Below are 17920 nucleotides of genomic sequence, written 5' to 3'. Positions count from 1 at the left end.
TTTACATATATTGAACCAATATAGAAAAATAAAATATACTTAAATATTTATACATTAGTGTTTGTGAAATTACTCAAATAACAATATTTTTTATTGATTGTTTTCACAAAAATTAGCTCGAACAAAACATTTTGATTTAATTCTAGGTATAGAGCTAGATAATAGTCTAAAGATACGTTTTCGTAAAATAAAAACGGTAAAAGTACTAGTTATCGCTGAAAAAAAAGATGTACGGGTTAAATATGCCATAAATCATAAATTTAATTTATGTCAATCTAATTATTTATATATAAATCATCAGAAAACAAATGATATCAGGGGGTTAGACCCTCTTCATACTCAATATATATTTGTTATTTGGATTTAGAGAATTATTTTTTACTTTTCACATGGCATCTTTTTTTACATAATTGCTAATAGTTTGTTGTCAGCTTTTCAATTTAATTTTATATATTTACTTGAATTAGAATAGATTTGTAAGTCGATAGAATGATTAGTTAAAATATTTCGCAGATAAATAGATAAATTTTAATCCTTATTTCTACTAAATAATTTAGTAGTCAATAAAAACTAAAACAAGAGTTTTTTTGTGAAAGATAATACATACTATTCTTGTCAAAAATACTGATAATATTTTTTAACTCTTCAATCATTAAGAAGTCGAGTTTTCTGCTAAAAAAAACCCGGCTTCTCACAGAGCCGAAAAATAAAGATTTTAAAGCTTCCCCCACGCGAACACCCACATCGAAAATTTTGGGGAATTAGATAGAGATAAGTCCGTAATTTTCCGCTTTTTTAGCGAATAATGCGCTTAAATCGATAGTTTTTCATTTACTTCTCCGTATAATAGCTGTTTTCGCTATATCGATAACTTGTTATATTTGGTTTCAAACCAAAAAGAACCGTTTGTATTTAGGTAACCTCCGCATCTACCTAAGAAACTTGATCGAGCATTTACCACAAAAAATTAGGGCTATAGCTGTATCTTGTATAAAAAATACGAACACTAAGTATCTATTTTTCAAGGAATAATTTTTTAATTTGTCAATGTAAAACCTTGCCAATTTAATAATTTCTAATTAAATATCTAATTAAATATGAGATTAAAAATAAAGCGGTGGAGGTATAGTTACTTCCTACTGTGGTTATTGCTTCCTGAAATTATCCTCAAAGGAGCTATACCCGTGATAGCTAACGAAATAACTAATATAGCTGTGTTTGGAGGTGACAATATTGGCTCTTTCAACACCAACAGTACAACTTTTAGAGCCGGAAATGCAGCTTTACAAATAACCAAAACTGCAAATAAAAGTGCAGTTGAACCTGGAGATACGGTAATTTACCAGATTGCAATTCGTAATACTGGTGCGGTTTCAGCGACTAATTTGACTGTTAATGATACCCTGCCTCTAGGTTTGAAGTTAGCGGAAAAATCGGTACAAGCCTCTTTAAGTGATGGTAGTACGACAACTCAAGTAGGGGTATCGACGACTCCAGTCGAAAATCGAACCATTGGAATTAACTATGCTAGTAGCATTCCACCCCAAGCAATTCTAAGTGTATTTTATGCAGTTACGGTTACACCTGATGGAATGCGAGGAAGCGGTAGAAATTTGGCTGTAGCTACTGCTGGAAATCTTATAAGCAATACAGCAAGCCATTTATTGAGTATTCGTCCAGGTATTGTTTCTGATTGTGGGACTTTAATTGGACGTGTTTTTGTCGATAAAAATTTTGATGGTGAACAACAATCGGGAGAACCGGGGGTACCGAATGCGGTAATTTTTATGGATGATGGCAACCGTATTATAACTGATGTAAATGGAATGTATTCTGTAGCTAACGTGATTTCGGGTAATCGTACCGCAACCTTGGATTACACAAGTTTACCAGGCTATATTCAGGCTCCAAATCTTTACAAAATTCAGCATAATAGTCAATCTCGTTCCATACGTTTAGCCCCTGGAAGTATGGGAAGAATAAATTTTGCAGTCACTCCAGCTTTCGGGGAGCGAAAAGTTAATGCGAAAAACATCTTTGCACCAAACTTTTCAACAGAGGGAGGTTAATAATGAAAAATTTCAGTTTAAATAAGCGAGATTTTATATTAACTACTGCTGTAACGGTATTACCTGTGAGTGTATCTGCACAAAGTGTAGTTATTCAAAAGCAGCCAATAGATGCGGATTTACCAGAATTAAATCTAGCAATAGAAGATGATAGCGAAGCCTTATTTTCACCACCAACCAGTCAACCGGAAGAATCAAGTCAAGAGGAAGCAGAAAGCAAGGAGCAGAAAGTAGGGGGGAGTCATGCCGATAGTTCATCTTTGACGCTTGAAGAAGTTGAGCCACAAAAACAAAATTCTTCTATTCCTTTATCTCTTGTTAACCAAGTGAGTATGATTACTCCCCAAGCTGGGGTAATTAATACCAAAACTACCAATATCACGATTCAGCACCATCCGGAAGCCAAAATCGAGGTAAGGGTGAATGGGAAGGCTATAGATAATATGATTAACAGTTACACTCACAAAGACGAATCACAAAAGCTTCATACTCAAATTTGGTATAACGTTCCTTTATCCGCAGGTGAAAACACGATTACCGCTCAAGCTCAAGGAGGTAATCCTGTTAGCGTTAAAGTCATCGTTGAGCAGCAAACAGCCAAGATTTACATTAATCCAGTTGGAGAAGCCAGAATTCCTGCTGACGGACGTTCTAATATTGATTTTCAAGGTAAAATTACTGACGAAAATGGTAATTTAATTAAGCAAGATGACATAGTTACTTTAAATAGTCATGCCGGTAAATTTATCGGTACTGACTACAAACCAGATGCTCCCGGTTTTCAAGTACTCGCTCGTGGTGGTGAATTTACCGCAACTTTACAAGCCGGTAATCAAGCTCAAACGGTAAAAGTCAGCGCTAGTATCTACAGTAAAAATACTTCTCCTCATCTCGATTTAGAAGCGGTTACATATGTAGAATTCGTAACTAATTTACGTTCTTCCTTAGCCACAGGAATGGTAAATTTAAGGATTGGAGCCGGTGGTAGCGATTATTGGGGTAGTTTCCGCGATTTTGTTAAACCCGAAGAGATTGACAAAGGTACAACTGTAGATTTAGATGCAGCGGTTTTTGCCACAGGTAAAGTTGGAGAATGGTTATTTACGGGAGCATATAATAGCGATCGCCCTTTGAATGAAGATTGTAATGGGGACAATCGGCTCTTCGGGGGGATTCAATCTTGTGAAAAACAATATCCAGTTTACGGTGATGGTTCGACGGTTACTAATACTGCTCCTTCTATAGACAGCGTTTATGCTCGTATCGAACGTAATCCGAATATCAAGGGAGCGGAAGCCGATTATTTGATGTGGGGTGACTACAATACTCCAGAATTTGCCAGACAATCCCAACTTTATACTGCTACCACCAGACAACTCCACGGTTTTAAAAGCAACTTTAATATCGGTAATTTACAAGTAACTGGATTATTTGCCAATAATATCCAAGGTTTTCAACGAGATACTATTACTCCTAATGGAACTAGCGGTTACTATTTTGTTTCTCGTCGCTCAGTAATTCCCGGTAGTGAAAGCGTTTTTATTGAATCAGAAGAAATTAATCGTCCCGGTACGGTAGTTAAACGTCAGCCTTTATATCGCGGCTCCGATTATGAAATTGATTATGAGAGAGGGACAATTTTATTCCGTCGTCCGATTCTTGCTACCGAATTAAATCCTTTAGAAGCAAGTTTAGTCAATCGGATTGTCGTCACTTACCAAAACGAAGCTGGTGAAGACAGTCAACTTTACGGGGGTAGACTGCAATATAATTTACGGAATGGTAGCGCAAATCCAGATAAAACCGCATTTTTAGGAGCTAGTTATTTAAAAGAAGACCAAGGAGCGCAGGATTTTCAACTATATGGAGTCGATTTTTACGCTCCCTTTGCATCCGGTTCCATCATTGGGGAATATGCGCGCTCGCAACACAATACTTTCAATTTTGCTGATATCAGTGGTTCTGCTTATCGTGTAGAAGCAAATAGCAACATTGGTGAAAGCTTTAAAGGACAAGCTTATTACCGTTCGGTGACAGAAAATTTTGGCAATAATGCGACCTGGAGTTTTGTACCCGGACAAACTCGTTATGGTGCTGATATTTTCGCTAAAGTTACTGACAATACTAGCTTTCAGCTAGGTTACGACCATGAAGAAAATTTCGGTATTGCTCCTGCTGAGCAAACACAATTTTTTGACTTATTCAACCCCCAACCGTTACCGATAGCAGGAAGTAAAATTGATAACTCACTGTCTACATTTAAAGCAGGTATTCAGCAAAAAATTGGTGAGTCAGATTTAAAAGTTGAATACGTCAATCGTTCCCGTGAAGACAGAGTTAATAACCAATTTGAGGGAACCGCGAGTCAATTAGTATCCAGTCTCAACGTTCCATTAACAGAGAGTCTAAATTTCCGCGCTCAAAACGAACTAAATCTCAACGAAAGTGATCCTCTTTATCCCAACCGTACCACCCTCGGTTTAGATTGGGGTTTATACCCCGGTGTAACAATGCGATTAGCCCATCAATTCTTTGATGGTGGTTTGTTAAAAGGTAACAATATTACAAGTTTAGATACTCTCGTCGAACATAAATTTTCAGAAGATACCACAATCAACGGACGCTATTCAGTGCTTGCCGGTATCGACGGGATGAACGACCAAGGTACCATAGGCTTAAATCACCGTCTTCGTCTCGCACCTGGATTGAAATTAGATTTAGGTTACGAAAGGGTATTTAAAGATATTTTCGGTAATTCTGCGACAGGTATCAGATTTGCCCAACCCTATGCAACCGGACAAACTGCTTCCTCCCTAGGTTTATTTCAAGGAAGTACTTACAGCATCGGCATGGAATACACCGATAATCCCAACTTCAACGCTAATGCTCGCTTTGAATATCGCGATGGGAATCAAGGCAACAATACAGTAATTACCGCAGGAGCAGCAGGTAAAATATCGCCAGCATTGACCGCAGCAATACGGTACAAACAAGCTGGTGGAGCAAATCAACTGTTAGAGGGATTAGCAGATACAGCCAACCTCCGCGTTGGTTTCGCATATCGTGACCCCAACAGCGATAAATTCAACGCTTTACTTAAATACGAATATCGACAAAACCCTTCCATAACACCCGATACCTTATTATCCGGTAGTGGAAATGGTTCCATAGACCATCTTTTTTCCGCAGAAGCCATCTACGCACCCAGTTGGCAATGGGAATTATACGGTAAATATGCTTTCCGTAATAGTAGTAGTTACTTAGCAAATAATTTTACTAATGCCAGCAGCGTCAACCTAGCACAATTACGGGCAAATTATCAATTAGGATATCGTACCGATTTAGCGATTGAAGGACGCTGGATTGGTCAACCAAGCGAAGATTACAGCGAATTTGGTGTAGCCGTAGAAGCTGGATATTATTTAACACCAGATTTTCGTGTTGGTGTCGGTTATGCCTTCGGTAGCGCCGACGATCGCGATTTTACTGGTTATCGTTCTGCGGGAGGTCCCTATCTCAACGTCAGCTTCAAGGTAAACGAATTATTTGGTGGTTTCGGCAGACAAAAAGTAGCACCACCACAGCAAGAAGAGTCTTTGACAGGTCAAAGGTAAGAGGTAAGAGGTCAAAGGTCAACTATCAACTATAGCAATCCTAAATGATTTGTAAGAAATTTATATATAATCTGGCGGTTAAAACCGCTACTACACAAACGAAGTCCACCTGCGTGGACTTAATTAAATAACCCGCTGCCACGGCGGGTGCCGGTTTGTGTAGCTGCGACTTCCAGTCGCCAGGTATGAGTCAAATTTGCCTTCTATTCCCAACTTTGAATCTAAGTACTTTCTCACATCTCAATTCGGATTGCTATATCAACTATCAACTATCAACCATCAACTAATTATGAAATCATCATTTAAATCTAAACTAATTCGTAGTTTCATCCTATTATTTACAACTTGTAGCTATCAAAGCTTACTGTTAGTGGTTGAAGGAAATTTTTCTGAAGTTGCAGCCCAAACCATAACAAGATTATGCGCTGTTCCCGGTAAAGATGGACCGGCTGATAATTTAAACGGTGTTATTAATACTTATTATGCTGGTACAGCAAATGTAAACGCTGGTAACACTTCGATTCCCGTAGGAATTCCCACAGGTGCATCAACACCAATTCAACCAGGAGATTTGTTATTAGTTATCCAAATGCAGGGAGCGGATATTGATTCTAGTAATACTAATGCTTATGGAGATGCTCAGCCCGGTGGTTCTGATGATATTCTGACCAACTTTACACCCCCTTCACAAATTGGGGCTAGTGGTAATCTGAATAATGCTAACTTTAGTGCTGGTAATTATGAATACGTAGTTGCCACGGGAGCTGTTGCTGGTGGTTCGGTGACAATTCAAGGTAGAGGTGCGGGAGGAGGACTGATTAATTCTTATAACAATGCTGCTTTTGGTACCCAAGGACAAAGAACTTATCAGGTAATTCGCGTACCGCAATATTCTAGTGCCACTATTACTTCAGGATTGACAGCAAGTTCTTGGAATGGTTCTAGTGGTGGTATTTTAGTTTATGATGTTGCCGGTAATTTAAATTTAGGCGGCGCAACTGTAGATATTAGCGGAACCGGCTTTCGTGGGGGTGCGGGGCGACAGCTTGGCGGAGCCGCTGCTTCCACTGGTTATACACAAACTGATTACAGGACTTTATCAACTGATGATACTAACGGTTCTAAAGGTGAAGGTACTGCCGGTACACCCAGATATATCTTTAACTCTACAAATAATACTTTAGAAAATACTGGCGTTGAAGGTTATCCCAACGGTTCCTCGGCTCGTGGAGCGCCGGGTAATGCTGGTGGTGGTGGTACAGATGGAGACCCTTTGGGAAGATTTCGCTTTCCTAACGGTGAAAATACCGGGGGTGGTGGTGGTGGTAATGGTGGTGCTGGTGGTTTGGGTGGTAGAAGCTTTAGCTCTCGATTATTTATTGGTGGTTTTGGGGGTGCGGATTTTCCTTCTACAAGCAGCCGCTTAGTATTGGGAGGAGGAGGAGGAGCGGGAACAACTAATGATGGTTCCGGAAGTCTTCCTAATGGTTTGGCAAGTAGTGGTGCTGCGGGTGGTGGTATGGCTTTGATTCGTACTGGTAGCGTTAGCGGTAGTGGTACTATTAATGCCAATGGTGCCAATGCTTTAAATGTAGGTGTGGATGGAGCCGGTGGTGGTGGTGCTGGTGGTAGTGTTGTAGTATCTGCTGCGAATAATAGCCTTGCAGGTCTAACGGTAACTGCTAACGGTGGTAAGGGTGGGGATTCAATCGCGAATAATCTCCACGGTCCCGGTGGTGGTGGTGGTGGTGGTATTATCTTCAGTAGCCCCGGTGCCGTAGTTAATGCAAATGGCGGCGCATCAGGTGCTGGTGGCAATCCTGTGAATCCTAACCTCAATTTTGGCGCAACTTCTGGTAGTAATGGTACTACAAATAGTGTTGGTAATATTAATGGTGCTAGTTCCGGTGCCGAATGTCTACCACAATTAACTATTACTAAAACTACTTCTACCCAATCCCCAATTATCAAGCCAGGGAAAGCCACCTATACTATTACAGTTGCCAATGCTGCCAATTTATCTACGGCAACTAACGTTAATATATCTGACCCTTTACCCAACGGTTTTACTTTTGATGGTTCTACTAATCCCACAATTACTTTAAATGGTGGTTCAACTCGTACTAGTGTTAGCAATCCAATTGATGGCGAAACTGTCCTTAACTTTGGTACTTTTAATATTGCTAGTGGTGGTAGTGTTGCGATTACTTTTACTACCAACATCGACGAAAATGTACCCAACGGCGAATATAATAATCCCGCAATTGCCACTTATTTAGACCCCACTCGTACCACACCAGAGGGAACAACAAGTGTAAATTATGATGCAGCAACAATTGGTGAAGAAGTAATAGTCGGTTCCCCAGTTCCCAGCGAGCCGGAGCGTTTACGCGGCTTGAAAAGGATTACCAACGTATATAGAAACGGCGTTCCCATCAGCGGCATTAACTTTGATTCTTTTATTGATGACCCCAACGACCCTATTGACAATTTACCAGGTTGGTTTCAACTTTCACCAGTGGGAGTATTTGATATTAGTCCGCAATTACCTTTAGAAATCGGTGACGAAGTAGAATACACGATGTATTTCCTTGCTGACGGTAATCGACCAGTAGAAAACGTCAGATTTTGCGATTCCATCCCCAAGGGAACTAGTTTTGTTCCCAATAGCTTTGGTTCCGGTACAGGTATTTCTGTGAATTTAGCAAATACAGTTACAGCTAATACGGATAATACTGATGGTGATAATGGTAGTTTTTTTGCTCCAGGAACTCAACTTCCCCCGAATAACTTCTGTCCCAATCAAGATAATTCCACAGGTGCAGTAATTGTCAATCTCGGTACTATTAACCATACCCTTGGTACAAATTTTGGTTTTATTCGGTTCAGAGTAAAAGTCGATTAATCATCTAATCGCACCCTAAGCTAGACTTATAGCAGTTCAAGACTTGCCACCATGTCTGTCACCAACTTAGAAACCCCTAATTTAGAAACCCCAATTGATGTTATATTTCCCCCAGGAGATATATATAGTGACGAACCACCTTTGGAAAGCGATTTACATTTACGGCAGATGATTCTGCTGATACAGTCTCTAGAGTTATTTTGGCAAAACCGCAATGACTTTTATGTTGCGGGTAATCTCACCATCTATTACAGCCCGCGTCAACTCAAGTCAGAGAAGTTTCGTGGACCAGATTTTTTTGCGGTATTAGGAACTGAACGCAAACCGCGTAAAAGTTGGGTAGTTTGGGAAGAAGGTGGTAAGTATCCCAATGTAATTATAGAAGTACTTTCAGATTCTACCGCCGCAACAGACCGAGATTTAAAAAAACAAATTTATCAAGATATTTTTCGGACTCCAGATTATTTCTGGTTTGATCCTAATAGTTTAGAATTCCAGGGATTTCATTTAGTTGATGGCGAATATCAGCCCCTGCAACCAAACCCTCAAGGTTGGTTATGGAGTCAGCAGTTAAGTTTATTTCTGGGAATTTATGCAGAAAAGTTACGCTTTTTTAGCAATGAAGGTGAACTGATTCCCACTCCTGAAGAATTAGCACAACAGGAAGCTCAACGTGCTAATCAAGAAGCTCAACGTGCTAATCAAGAGGCTCAACGTGCTAATCAAGAGGCTCAACGTGCTGATAGAGAAGCTCGACGTGCTGAACTTTTAGCCGCAAAATTAAGAGAATTAAATATAGATATTAATGATTTATAAAATGAAATAGGTGACAGGTACGAGAGACCTGTCCTAAAATTAAGCTAAACTAACTAAATTTCATCGGGAATTACCCATTTAGGCGGTTCCGATAACTTTTTCATTCTGGCGATTTCAGCAATTTCGAGCATTTTTTCTAAGGAAGTATCTTGGATAAACTGTGATGCTTGGTCTCTATACTCAATATTGGGACATTTATCTCCCAAAACACAACCATTAACACAAGCTTGAGCGCAATTAATTTTTTGTTCTTCCATGGTGTTCCCCTCTTAACTAATACTTTGTTAAACAGATATTAGCTTCTGGATAAATATTAACGCGCATTCTAAAGTTAGGAGTTAGGAGTTAGGAGTTATGAGTTAGGAGTTTGGAGTTTGGAGTTTGGAGTTTGGAGTTTGGAGTTATGAGTTAGGAGTTTGGAGTTTGGAGTTAGGAGTTATGAGTTAGGAGTTAGGAGTTATGAGTTAAGAGTTGAAATTTCTTGCAATTACCCATTACCCATTACCCATTACCAATTACCAATTACCAATTACCCATTTTAAATGTCTCAAATCTTTGCTACAACCGGAACTATTGCGGCGATCGCCACAGCTGTTGTACCCCAACAGGGTAGTGTAGGAATTGTGCGGGTTTCTGGTTCTCAAGCTTTACAAATTGCTGAATCTATTTTTCACGCACCGGGTAAACAAGTTGTGGAATCGCACCGGATTCTCTACGGTTACATTCGTCATCCCCAAACACAACTGTTGGTAGATGAAGCGCTGCTGTTAATCATGAAAGCTCCTCGTTCCTACACTCGTGAAGATGTTATAGAATTCCAGTGTCATGGGGGAATCATTGCAGTGCAACAAGTACTAAAATTATGTCTGGAACAAGGCGCACGACTCGCACAACCGGGAGAATTTACCCTCAGAGCCTTTTTAAATGGACGCATTGATTTATCCCAAGCAGAAAGCATTTCCGATTTAGTTGGTGCCAAATCTCTTCAAGCTGCTCAAACAGCATTGGCTGGTTTGCAAGGAAAATTAGCCGATTCTATCCGTCAGTTACGCGCTAAATGTTTGGATATCGTCGCAGAAATTGAAGCAAGAATCGATTTTGAGGAAGATTTACCCCCGTTGGATGATAAAGCCATCGTATCAGAAATTAAAAACGTTTCCGCAGAAATTGCCAAATTAATCGCAACTGCGGATAAAGGAGAACTCTTACGCACAGGTTTGAAAGTGGCGATTGTTGGTCGTCCAAATGTGGGGAAATCCAGTTTACTCAACGCTTGGAGCCGTTGCGATCGCGCTATTGTCACCGATTTACCGGGAACCACCCGCGATGTAGTTGAATCACAGTTAGTAGTAGGTGGTATTCCCGTACAAGTGCTAGATACAGCAGGCATCCGCGATACACAAGACTTAGTAGAAAAAATTGGGGTGGAACGTTCCCGCAATGCCGCACAAGCAGCAGATTTAGTATTATTTACCATCGACGCAACCACGGGATGGACAAAGGAAGACCAAGAAATTTACGAGCAAGTAAAGCACCGTCCATTAATATTAGTAATTAATAAAATTGATTTAGTAGAAGTTTGGGAAACAAAAGATATTCAATCTAAAATCCCAAATTTAAAATCTAAAATCCTAACGGCAGCAGCAAAAAATCAAGGCATTGAAGCATTAGAAACAGCGATTTTAGAACAAGTAAAAATGGAAAATATACAAGCCTCAGATATGGATTTGGCAATTAATCAACGTCAAGCTGCTGCATTAATCAAAGCAAAAACATCTTTAGAACAAGTTCAGTTAACAATGGAGCAGCAACTACCCTTTGATTTCTGGACAATAGACTTAAGAGGTGCAATTAATGCTTTAGGAGAAATTACCGGAGAAGAAGTAACCGAATCGATTTTAGATAGAATTTTTAGTAAATTTTGTATTGGGAAATAAATGATTTTTGGTAATTGGTAATTGGTAATTGGTAATTGGTAATTGGTAATTGGTAATTGGTAATTGGTAACTGATAACTGATAACTGATAACTGTATAAAAAACCCGGCTTTTTGAAAAAACCGGGCTTCTATAACCTCAACAATTAAGCAGTAGCAACAGTTGCCGGTTTATACAAAAGTTCCCGTGTTTCTACCATTGCTTCTACCAAATTATCCATCTCTTCTTTAGTATGAAGCGCATTTGCAGTAATTCTTAAGCGGGGTTTGGCAATAAACCAAATCGCAGATACCCAAATACCGTGATGTTCCATCAAGTGACGAGTGAATTGTTTCGGATTTAGTTCCGGTGGCATTAGTACGGGTATAACATTAGTTTCACCGATTGCCGCAAAATCATGTTCGATTAATCGCGATCGCAAATAACGGGTATTAGCTTGTAGTGTTTCGACTAATTCGGGATTTTGCTGAACTTGACGAATACTTTCTAATGCTGCTGCTGCTGTTGCTGGGGGGAGCGATATTGTACCGATAGAAGTCGGAGAAACATCGAGCAAGTCAATCATTTCTGGCATATGACTGCTGATTGCTGCACCTGCGGAAGCTGCAAATTTAGAGAAAGTAGTCATAATTAACGGCACCATTCCCCTGTCAAGTACCTGCTGGGGTGTAATACCAAAATGGTCGTATATACCGCCACCTTTGGCACCAATTGCACCACTAGCATGAGCTTCATCCATGACGATGATGCTACCGGGATAGTTTTCTAAAACGTCTAGCATCTCTGGTAATGGGGCAATATCGCCATCCATGGAAAACACCGCGTCGGAAACTACCAGGATGCGATCGTTGGGCTGAGCATAGCGGCGCAATTTCCGAGCCAAGTCACTTACATCACAATGGCGGTAAGCTTTTACACGGACGGCAGGGCTATGACTAAACATCTTCCCAGAACGATTGCTAGCATTAGTAACGGCGGAAACTATGCAACCGTGATTGAGAACATCAGTCAAAATTAAGGTTTCTCTGGTATTCCGAAAGCCGGGAAGATTAATCGCTAAATGACAAAAGCCATCGATTAATGCTTGCATTGCCATCCAAGCATTAAGGAATAGATGAGTATGGGGTAAATGTTTAAAAGCAGAAATTTCTTGCTCTAATTGACGATGCAAGTCAATTCTACCGCTTAATACCGAACAAGAACTGTTAGAAGTACCGTACTGCACAATGGCATCAATCGCCGCTTGCTTGACTTCTTCCGACTGAGTTAACCCCAAAACATCATTCGTGCAAAATGTCAAAAGTTTATATCGCTGACCATTAGTAGGATTTTCAACTTCAACTAAATTTCCATGTTTGTGATGACAAATCAGTTTATCCGGGTAGAGACCACTTTGATAAAGTCCCTGCATATACTCTTCTACAACTTCCACAATAGCTCCTCTCACCTAAAATTTAACAATTGGTTTTTAATATATGTTTGCGGTTGAAAATTACGTTCCTCGTTTTGCACCAATCTGTGATATCAGACGGTCAAAACTACTAAGTAGAACTTAAATTTGACTTGACGACCGTAGATGAAGATGCGTAGTTCTCATTATTGCCATTGGATAGTTTTTTAGATTGTTGCATAAATTTTTCATATTGACCCACAATTACCCTTTGTAAGGCGATGATTGCTGGATTAATTTCTACATAACGTCTTTGGGGGTTAGCTAAATAAGTACGTTGTTCGCTTTCAATCATCTCTACGTCTTGATCGAGAAAACTTTTTAAGACGAACCACCAAATTATTTTTGCTATGGGTTTTTGTAAGGGTTTAACAAACCATTGCGGAAGACGAATTTTGATAAATAGTAAGGAAAAAGATTTTGTTAATTGTATCCCTACTGGTTGACGCATTAAATAAATAGAAGAAACTCCTTCTAAAGAACTATGGTAATGAGGATATTTATATCTAATTGTGACAGTACGAGTTGTAACTTCGTTCCCAGTATCGCTAAATCCGAAAAATTTGCTCATCCAGCCTTGATAAGATACTCGATATTCAGCTTCAACTGATGTTTCTGTGGCTTGTAAACTCATTAATTCTGGATTAAACCAGCCTTGTAAGTTTTTATGTAAATAGCCGTGAAACACGTCCATTGTATTTTCGTTACAGATGGAGAAATGAGCTTGAAAATGTCCCGGTATCGGAATAGCTAACCAGTTTTGGTCATCATATTCTGGAACTGAAGGCAATTCCACATTTTCAGCATCTTCTATGGCTCCTGGAAAAATCCAGATTATATTATACTTTTCCCGCACGGCATAGCTAAGTGCTTTGGCGCAGGGCAATTTTTGGTCTTTGGGAAAGTAGGGAATGCTCGTACACTCTCCATCACCGTTAAATTGCCAGCCATGGTAAGGACAGGTGATATTATCCCCTGTAACATCGCCTTTGTGCAAAGGAATACCTTTATGGGGACAAGCATCTTCTATGGCGTAAACTTGACCATTTTCGGAACGGTAAAGCGCGATCGCCATATTCCAGATGACTACGGGTATTACTTGATTCGGTTTGAGTTGATCGCTCCAAGCTGCGGGATACCAATAATTTGGATTTATCCCGACTTCTCGCACGCGATTTTGAACGGTTTGGCTTTTCAGAGTTGGAGTTATTTCCATTACGGCACTCCTGATATAAGCAATTAACTATATGAGCAATTACGACAAAAAGTTTGTGTCTCATTCTTTAAGACTTGCCGCCAATCTTATTAGAAATTTACAAACTTCTCAGTAATTAAGCAAGAACCTTTTGTAAAACAAGCAAAATATCAAAGAAAGCTTCACATTTTAAGCATTTTTATTTTTGATTACCCGATTATGGTTTTAATTTCATAGTTTTATCTGATTTTGAGCAAATGTCGAGTGTATTATGACACTTTTACGTTCTTGCATATTGGCTTATTTATAGTTAACACTTATATTTCAAAGTGATTTATCTAACTTAAATGTGGATTGCTTGCATAAAAGTACTGAAATTATAGCCGACTAATCATTTTTTATTCTCATATTTTTATACAGAAATTTAATATTTATGTATTGAATCCATAACTGTGAATATTCTTCGATTGAAAAAAATTATAACCTTTTGTGTAATGTATGTATAAATAGGTTGGCTTTGAAAATCTCGATTCAGCTAATGTGTAACCTTGATTGTATAAGAGAAAAACCTCACACTATTGTAAAAGCTGCCTAGAAAAATCCAAATTAAATGGGCGACAGCTTAGGATTAGGGAGTAGTAATAATGAGCAGTAACACTTTTGTCTGTTATTGTTTGTGCCGCAAGAGTAAAAATTATTGCATGGGCAACTACAATAGTAAAAAAAGTAATTTTCACTAAACATCAGTAGCTCAAATTTTCCAACCTCGGATTTCAATCTCACAAAATCACTTCGGCAATCTTTACCTAAATTGCTATATAAATGCGAGTTTTACTGCTATATCCTCAGTTTCCGAAATCTTTTTGGTCTTTCGACAAAGCCATAGAATTAATTGGACACAAGGTAACTCTCCCTCCTTTGGGGATGATTACAGTCGCGGCTATTTTACCCCAAGATTGGGAATTCCGACTAGTTGATCGTAATATCGGTCCAGAAACCGCAGATGATTGGGAATGGGCCCAAATAGTCATTCTTTCGGGAATGATTGTTCAGAAACCAGATTTACTGTATTTAATAAAAGAAGCAAAACGGCGTAATAAACTAGTTGCGGTTGGAGGCCCCTACGTAACTTCCGTACCCCAAGAAGCCCAAGCGGCAGGGGTAGATTTTTTGGTTTTAGATGAAGGAGAAATAACTTTACCCCTATTTGTCGAAGCACTCCGCAGAGGGGAAACTTCGGGAATATTCCGCTCTGATGGTGAAAAGCCGGATATTACTAATACGCCCATACCCCGATATGATTTGCTTGAGCTGAGCGCTTACGACATGATGTCGGTGCAATTTTCTCGTGGTTGTCCGTTTGAGTGTGAGTTTTGCGATATCATCGTGCTTTACGGACGCAAACCGCGTACTAAAAATCCAGCCCAACTGCTTGAGGAATTACAAACACTGTATGATTTAGGCTGGCGGAATTCAGTGTTTATGGTGGATGATAACTTCATCGGCAATAAACGTAATGTCAAGCTTTTACTCAAAGAACTGATTCCGTGGATGGCAGAGCGCGGTTATCCATTCAGCTTACAAACGGAAGCTTCAGTAGATTTAGCGCAAGACGACGAACTACTGGACTTAATGATTGCGGCTAACTTTACCTCCGTATTTTTGGGAATTGAAACACCCGATACAGATAGTTTGTCATTAACCAAAAAGCATCAAAATACCCGCAATTCACTAGCACAAGCTGTCCAAAAAATCAACCGTAAAGGCTTGCGAGTCATGGCTGGGTTTATTCTCGGTTTTGATGGTGAAAAAGTCGGGGCTGGATCTCGCATTATTGATTTTGTGGAGACGACTGCAATTCCCAATGCAATGTTTGGTTTGCTACAAGCTTTACCAAATACGGCATTATGGCATCGATTGGAAAAAGAAGGACGTTTGTTAGAGATTGACCAAAAAGGTAATACGGGGAATCAAACAACCTCCTTAACTAACTTTATTCCAACTCGTCCCATAGAAGAATTAGCTTCCGAATATGTAAACTGTTTCTGGGAATTATACGAACCAAAGAAATTCCTGGGACGAGTTTATCGTCATTACCTAGAAATGGAACCTCGACTTTATCAGAAAAAGTTCCAGATGCTGAAATTAATCGAATTAAAAGCGCTATTAATTATAATCTGGCGACAGGGTATTAAACGTAATACACGCTTTCAATTCTGGATTCAACTTTTCTTAATACTTAGGCATAATCCTAAAGTATTAGTATCTTATATATCTATGTGCGCTCTTTTGGAGCATCATATTGAATACCGTCAAATTGTCAAAAATGAAATTGAGGGACAAATCGCTGATTATCGCAAGTTGAATCTTTCGCAAAAACCCCAGCAAGTTGAGATGAATCAATCTTTGATTACTTAGAGATTTATCAAGAGATTTTTCAGCGGAACAGTTACAGCTTTAAACAATTCAAATATTAAGGTACCATTTTCCCTTGCATTATTTCTTTGCAGGGGATTTTGTTCTCCTAATTGCCTATTCACGATCAATGAGTTGGGTTAGTGTACTTTTAAGGCTGATAAATTTATTCAGGAATTTTTATATAATCTATGTCGCTTCTAGCTAAAGAAAATCGCAAGCAAATTCCGACGTTACTGGTATTACTTGTTTGCGGTAGCTTAACTACTATGACGGGAAGTGTTGTGTCACCAATAATGCCGGAGATCAAAGAACAACTCGCCATCGATCCGCGTTGGGTAGGTACTTTGGTGAGTATGCATTGTCTGACAATCTTTTTATTTAGTCCAATTTTTGGTATTCTCGCTGACCGGATTGGTAAAGTCAAGGTGCTAATTCCATCACTGATTTGCTACGCAATTTTCGGCAGTATTGGAGGTTTGATGCAGAGTTTTACCCCTTTATTAATATCACGAGCATTATTGGGGGCTGCGAGTGGAGGGGTTGCCGCTGCGAGTATCGGTATTCTGAGCAGTATGTATGAAGGAGAAAGACGAACCCGCATCCTTGGTTATACAACCAGTGCATTGGCGATCGCCAGCATTATTTTTCCGCTTTTAGGTGGTTTACTTGGTTCAATCAATTGGCGATTTACCTTTTTTCTCTATGGTTTAGGTTTACCAGCCGCCCTCATTGCCTATTTAATATTACCAAAGCAAAAGCGTCAAAGTACTTTATCAATAGGTCTAAATCAAAAAGACCAACTTATTCAAAGCTTGACATCTTCAAGTACTTTAACTTTATTTATAGCCTTAGCATTGACATCTGCAATCTTTTATGTAGTAATTATCTACGCTCCCCTACATTTTAAACAAGCAATCGGAGCCGATACAGTACTTAATGGAGCAATTTTAGCATCGCGAGCCATTGGTGCGGCTGTAATTTCTGCCGTGGGTGCAAGCAAGTTAGCCAAGCGTTTGGGAAGTGCAAAGGCGATCGCTCTAGGCTTTATTTTAATGGCAGTAACATTAATAACTATACCGTTTGTGGAACAAATTTATCTGATTCTACCCACGGCGATTATTTTCGGAATGGGATTCGGTATCGTTATGCCCAATTTATATGATGCGTTATCAAAATCAAACCCTCCACAAGTACGTTCTAGCGTTTTAGCAATTGGTACGGGAGCGAGTAATTTAGGACAATTTTTCTCGCCAATTTTTCTTGGTCCAGTTTGGAAAAATGGTGGAATAGCAGTATTTTTTGTCGGTGCAGCAGTATCTTTAGTAACTACATTTTTGAGCATCAAGCAAAGTAAAGCCCTTGAAAAAGCAAAATATGACCGTTTTTGAGAAGCTTGGGTTTTTAGCCGTAGGGTGCAGTTCATCTCTAAAAACCTCTTTCCTCTGCGTTCTTTGCGTCTCTGCGGTTTTTTTTCGGTGAAAAGTCGGGTTTTTACAATACGTACTTGTTACACAGTT

The 17920-nt window shown here is 39.4% G+C and carries 10 protein-coding genes; 7 read left to right on the top strand and 3 right to left on the bottom strand.

Translation table 11 applies throughout. From position 1 onward, the window contains the following. Positions 1-1097: 1097 nt before the first annotated feature. The 4 genes from IQ247_RS00780 to IQ247_RS00765 all read left to right on the top strand — a co-directional run bounded on the left by IQ247_RS00780 (position 1098) and on the right by IQ247_RS00765 (position 9404). Positions 1098-2069 (top strand): DUF7507 domain-containing protein, encoded by a 972-nt coding sequence (locus IQ247_RS00780; RefSeq protein ID WP_193915865.1) that lies wholly within the window; start codon positions 1098-1100, stop codon positions 2067-2069. Positions 2070-2071: 2 nt separating this feature from the next. Continuing rightward, entirely contained in the window at positions 2072-5683 is a 3612-nt protein-coding gene (locus IQ247_RS00775; RefSeq protein ID WP_193915862.1) for a TonB-dependent receptor, read from the top strand. Positions 5684-5972: 289 nt separating this feature from the next. After that, positions 5973-8588 (top strand): DUF11 domain-containing protein, encoded by a 2616-nt coding sequence (locus tag IQ247_RS33020; protein ID WP_193915859.1) that lies wholly within the window; start codon positions 5973-5975, stop codon positions 8586-8588. A 51-nt stretch (positions 8589-8639) separates the two neighbouring features. Beyond that, on the top strand, positions 8640-9404 hold the full coding sequence (locus tag IQ247_RS00765) for a Uma2 family endonuclease (RefSeq protein WP_193915856.1): 765 nt from the start codon (positions 8640-8642) through the stop codon (positions 9402-9404). A 53-nt stretch (positions 9405-9457) separates the two neighbouring features. Here the strand turns inward: IQ247_RS00765 and IQ247_RS00760 are convergent, their stop codons facing one another. Then, a complete protein-coding gene (locus IQ247_RS00760) occupies positions 9458-9661 on the bottom strand; it encodes a hypothetical protein (protein WP_193915853.1) in 204 nt (67 codons plus the stop codon). 285 nt (positions 9662-9946) lie between these two features. On the opposite strand from IQ247_RS00760, the gene mnmE reads away from it, so the two are divergent. Then, complete coding sequence (gene mnmE / locus IQ247_RS00755) at positions 9947-11341, top strand: tRNA uridine-5-carboxymethylaminomethyl(34) synthesis GTPase MnmE (RefSeq protein WP_193915850.1); 1395 nt, start codon at positions 9947-9949, stop codon at positions 11339-11341. Between the two features lie 144 nt (positions 11342-11485). Here the strand turns inward: mnmE and IQ247_RS00750 are convergent, their stop codons facing one another. Together IQ247_RS00750 and IQ247_RS00745 are read right to left on the bottom strand one after the other, a co-directional pair. Then, entirely contained in the window at positions 11486-12772 is a 1287-nt protein-coding gene (locus IQ247_RS00750) for an aminotransferase class I/II-fold pyridoxal phosphate-dependent enzyme (protein ID WP_193915847.1), read from the bottom strand. A 109-nt stretch (positions 12773-12881) separates the two neighbouring features. After that, positions 12882-14006: an aromatic ring-hydroxylating dioxygenase subunit alpha gene (locus tag IQ247_RS00745; RefSeq protein WP_193915844.1), complete on the bottom strand. Its 1125-nt coding sequence runs from the start codon at positions 14004-14006 to the stop codon at positions 12882-12884. A gap of 801 nt (positions 14007-14807) precedes the next feature. On the opposite strand from IQ247_RS00745, the gene IQ247_RS00740 reads away from it, so the two are divergent. Both IQ247_RS00740 and IQ247_RS00735 read left to right on the top strand, forming a co-directional pair. Further along, positions 14808-16403, top strand: coding sequence for a B12-binding domain-containing radical SAM protein (locus IQ247_RS00740; protein ID WP_193915840.1), 1596 nt, complete (start codon positions 14808-14810; stop codon positions 16401-16403). Positions 16404-16591: 188 nt separating this feature from the next. Next, positions 16592-17791, top strand: a complete 1200-nt coding sequence (locus IQ247_RS00735; protein WP_193915837.1) for an MFS transporter — start codon at positions 16592-16594, stop codon at positions 17789-17791. The last annotated feature ends 129 nt before the right edge of the window (positions 17792-17920 follow it).

It is taken from the genome of Plectonema cf. radiosum LEGE 06105 (assembly GCF_015207665.1).
Classification (GTDB): Bacteria; Cyanobacteriota; Cyanobacteriia; order Cyanobacteriales; family Nostocaceae; genus Rivularia; species Rivularia radiosa_A.
The sequence above is the reverse complement of the archived record's forward strand: the minus strand, read 5'-3'. Positions and strand labels throughout refer to the sequence as shown.

Coding starts and splice junctions, on each gene's coding strand:
- IQ247_RS00780 (WP_193915865.1), top strand. CDS start 1,098: ATGAGATTAAAAATAAAGCGGTGGAGGTATAGTTACTTCCTACTGTGG.
- IQ247_RS00760 (WP_193915853.1), bottom strand. CDS start 9,661: ATGGAAGAACAAAAAATTAATTGCGCTCAAGCTTGTGTTAATGGTTGT.
- IQ247_RS33020 (WP_193915859.1), top strand. CDS start 5,973: ATGAAATCATCATTTAAATCTAAACTAATTCGTAGTTTCATCCTATTA.
- IQ247_RS00745 (WP_193915844.1), bottom strand. CDS start 14,006: ATGGAAATAACTCCAACTCTGAAAAGCCAAACCGTTCAAAATCGCGTG.
- IQ247_RS00740 (WP_193915840.1), top strand. CDS start 14,808: ATGCGAGTTTTACTGCTATATCCTCAGTTTCCGAAATCTTTTTGGTCT.
- mnmE (WP_193915850.1), top strand. CDS start 9,947: ATGTCTCAAATCTTTGCTACAACCGGAACTATTGCGGCGATCGCCACA.
- IQ247_RS00775 (WP_193915862.1), top strand. CDS start 2,072: ATGAAAAATTTCAGTTTAAATAAGCGAGATTTTATATTAACTACTGCT.
- IQ247_RS00765 (WP_193915856.1), top strand. CDS start 8,640: ATGTCTGTCACCAACTTAGAAACCCCTAATTTAGAAACCCCAATTGAT.
- IQ247_RS00735 (WP_193915837.1), top strand. CDS start 16,592: ATGTCGCTTCTAGCTAAAGAAAATCGCAAGCAAATTCCGACGTTACTG.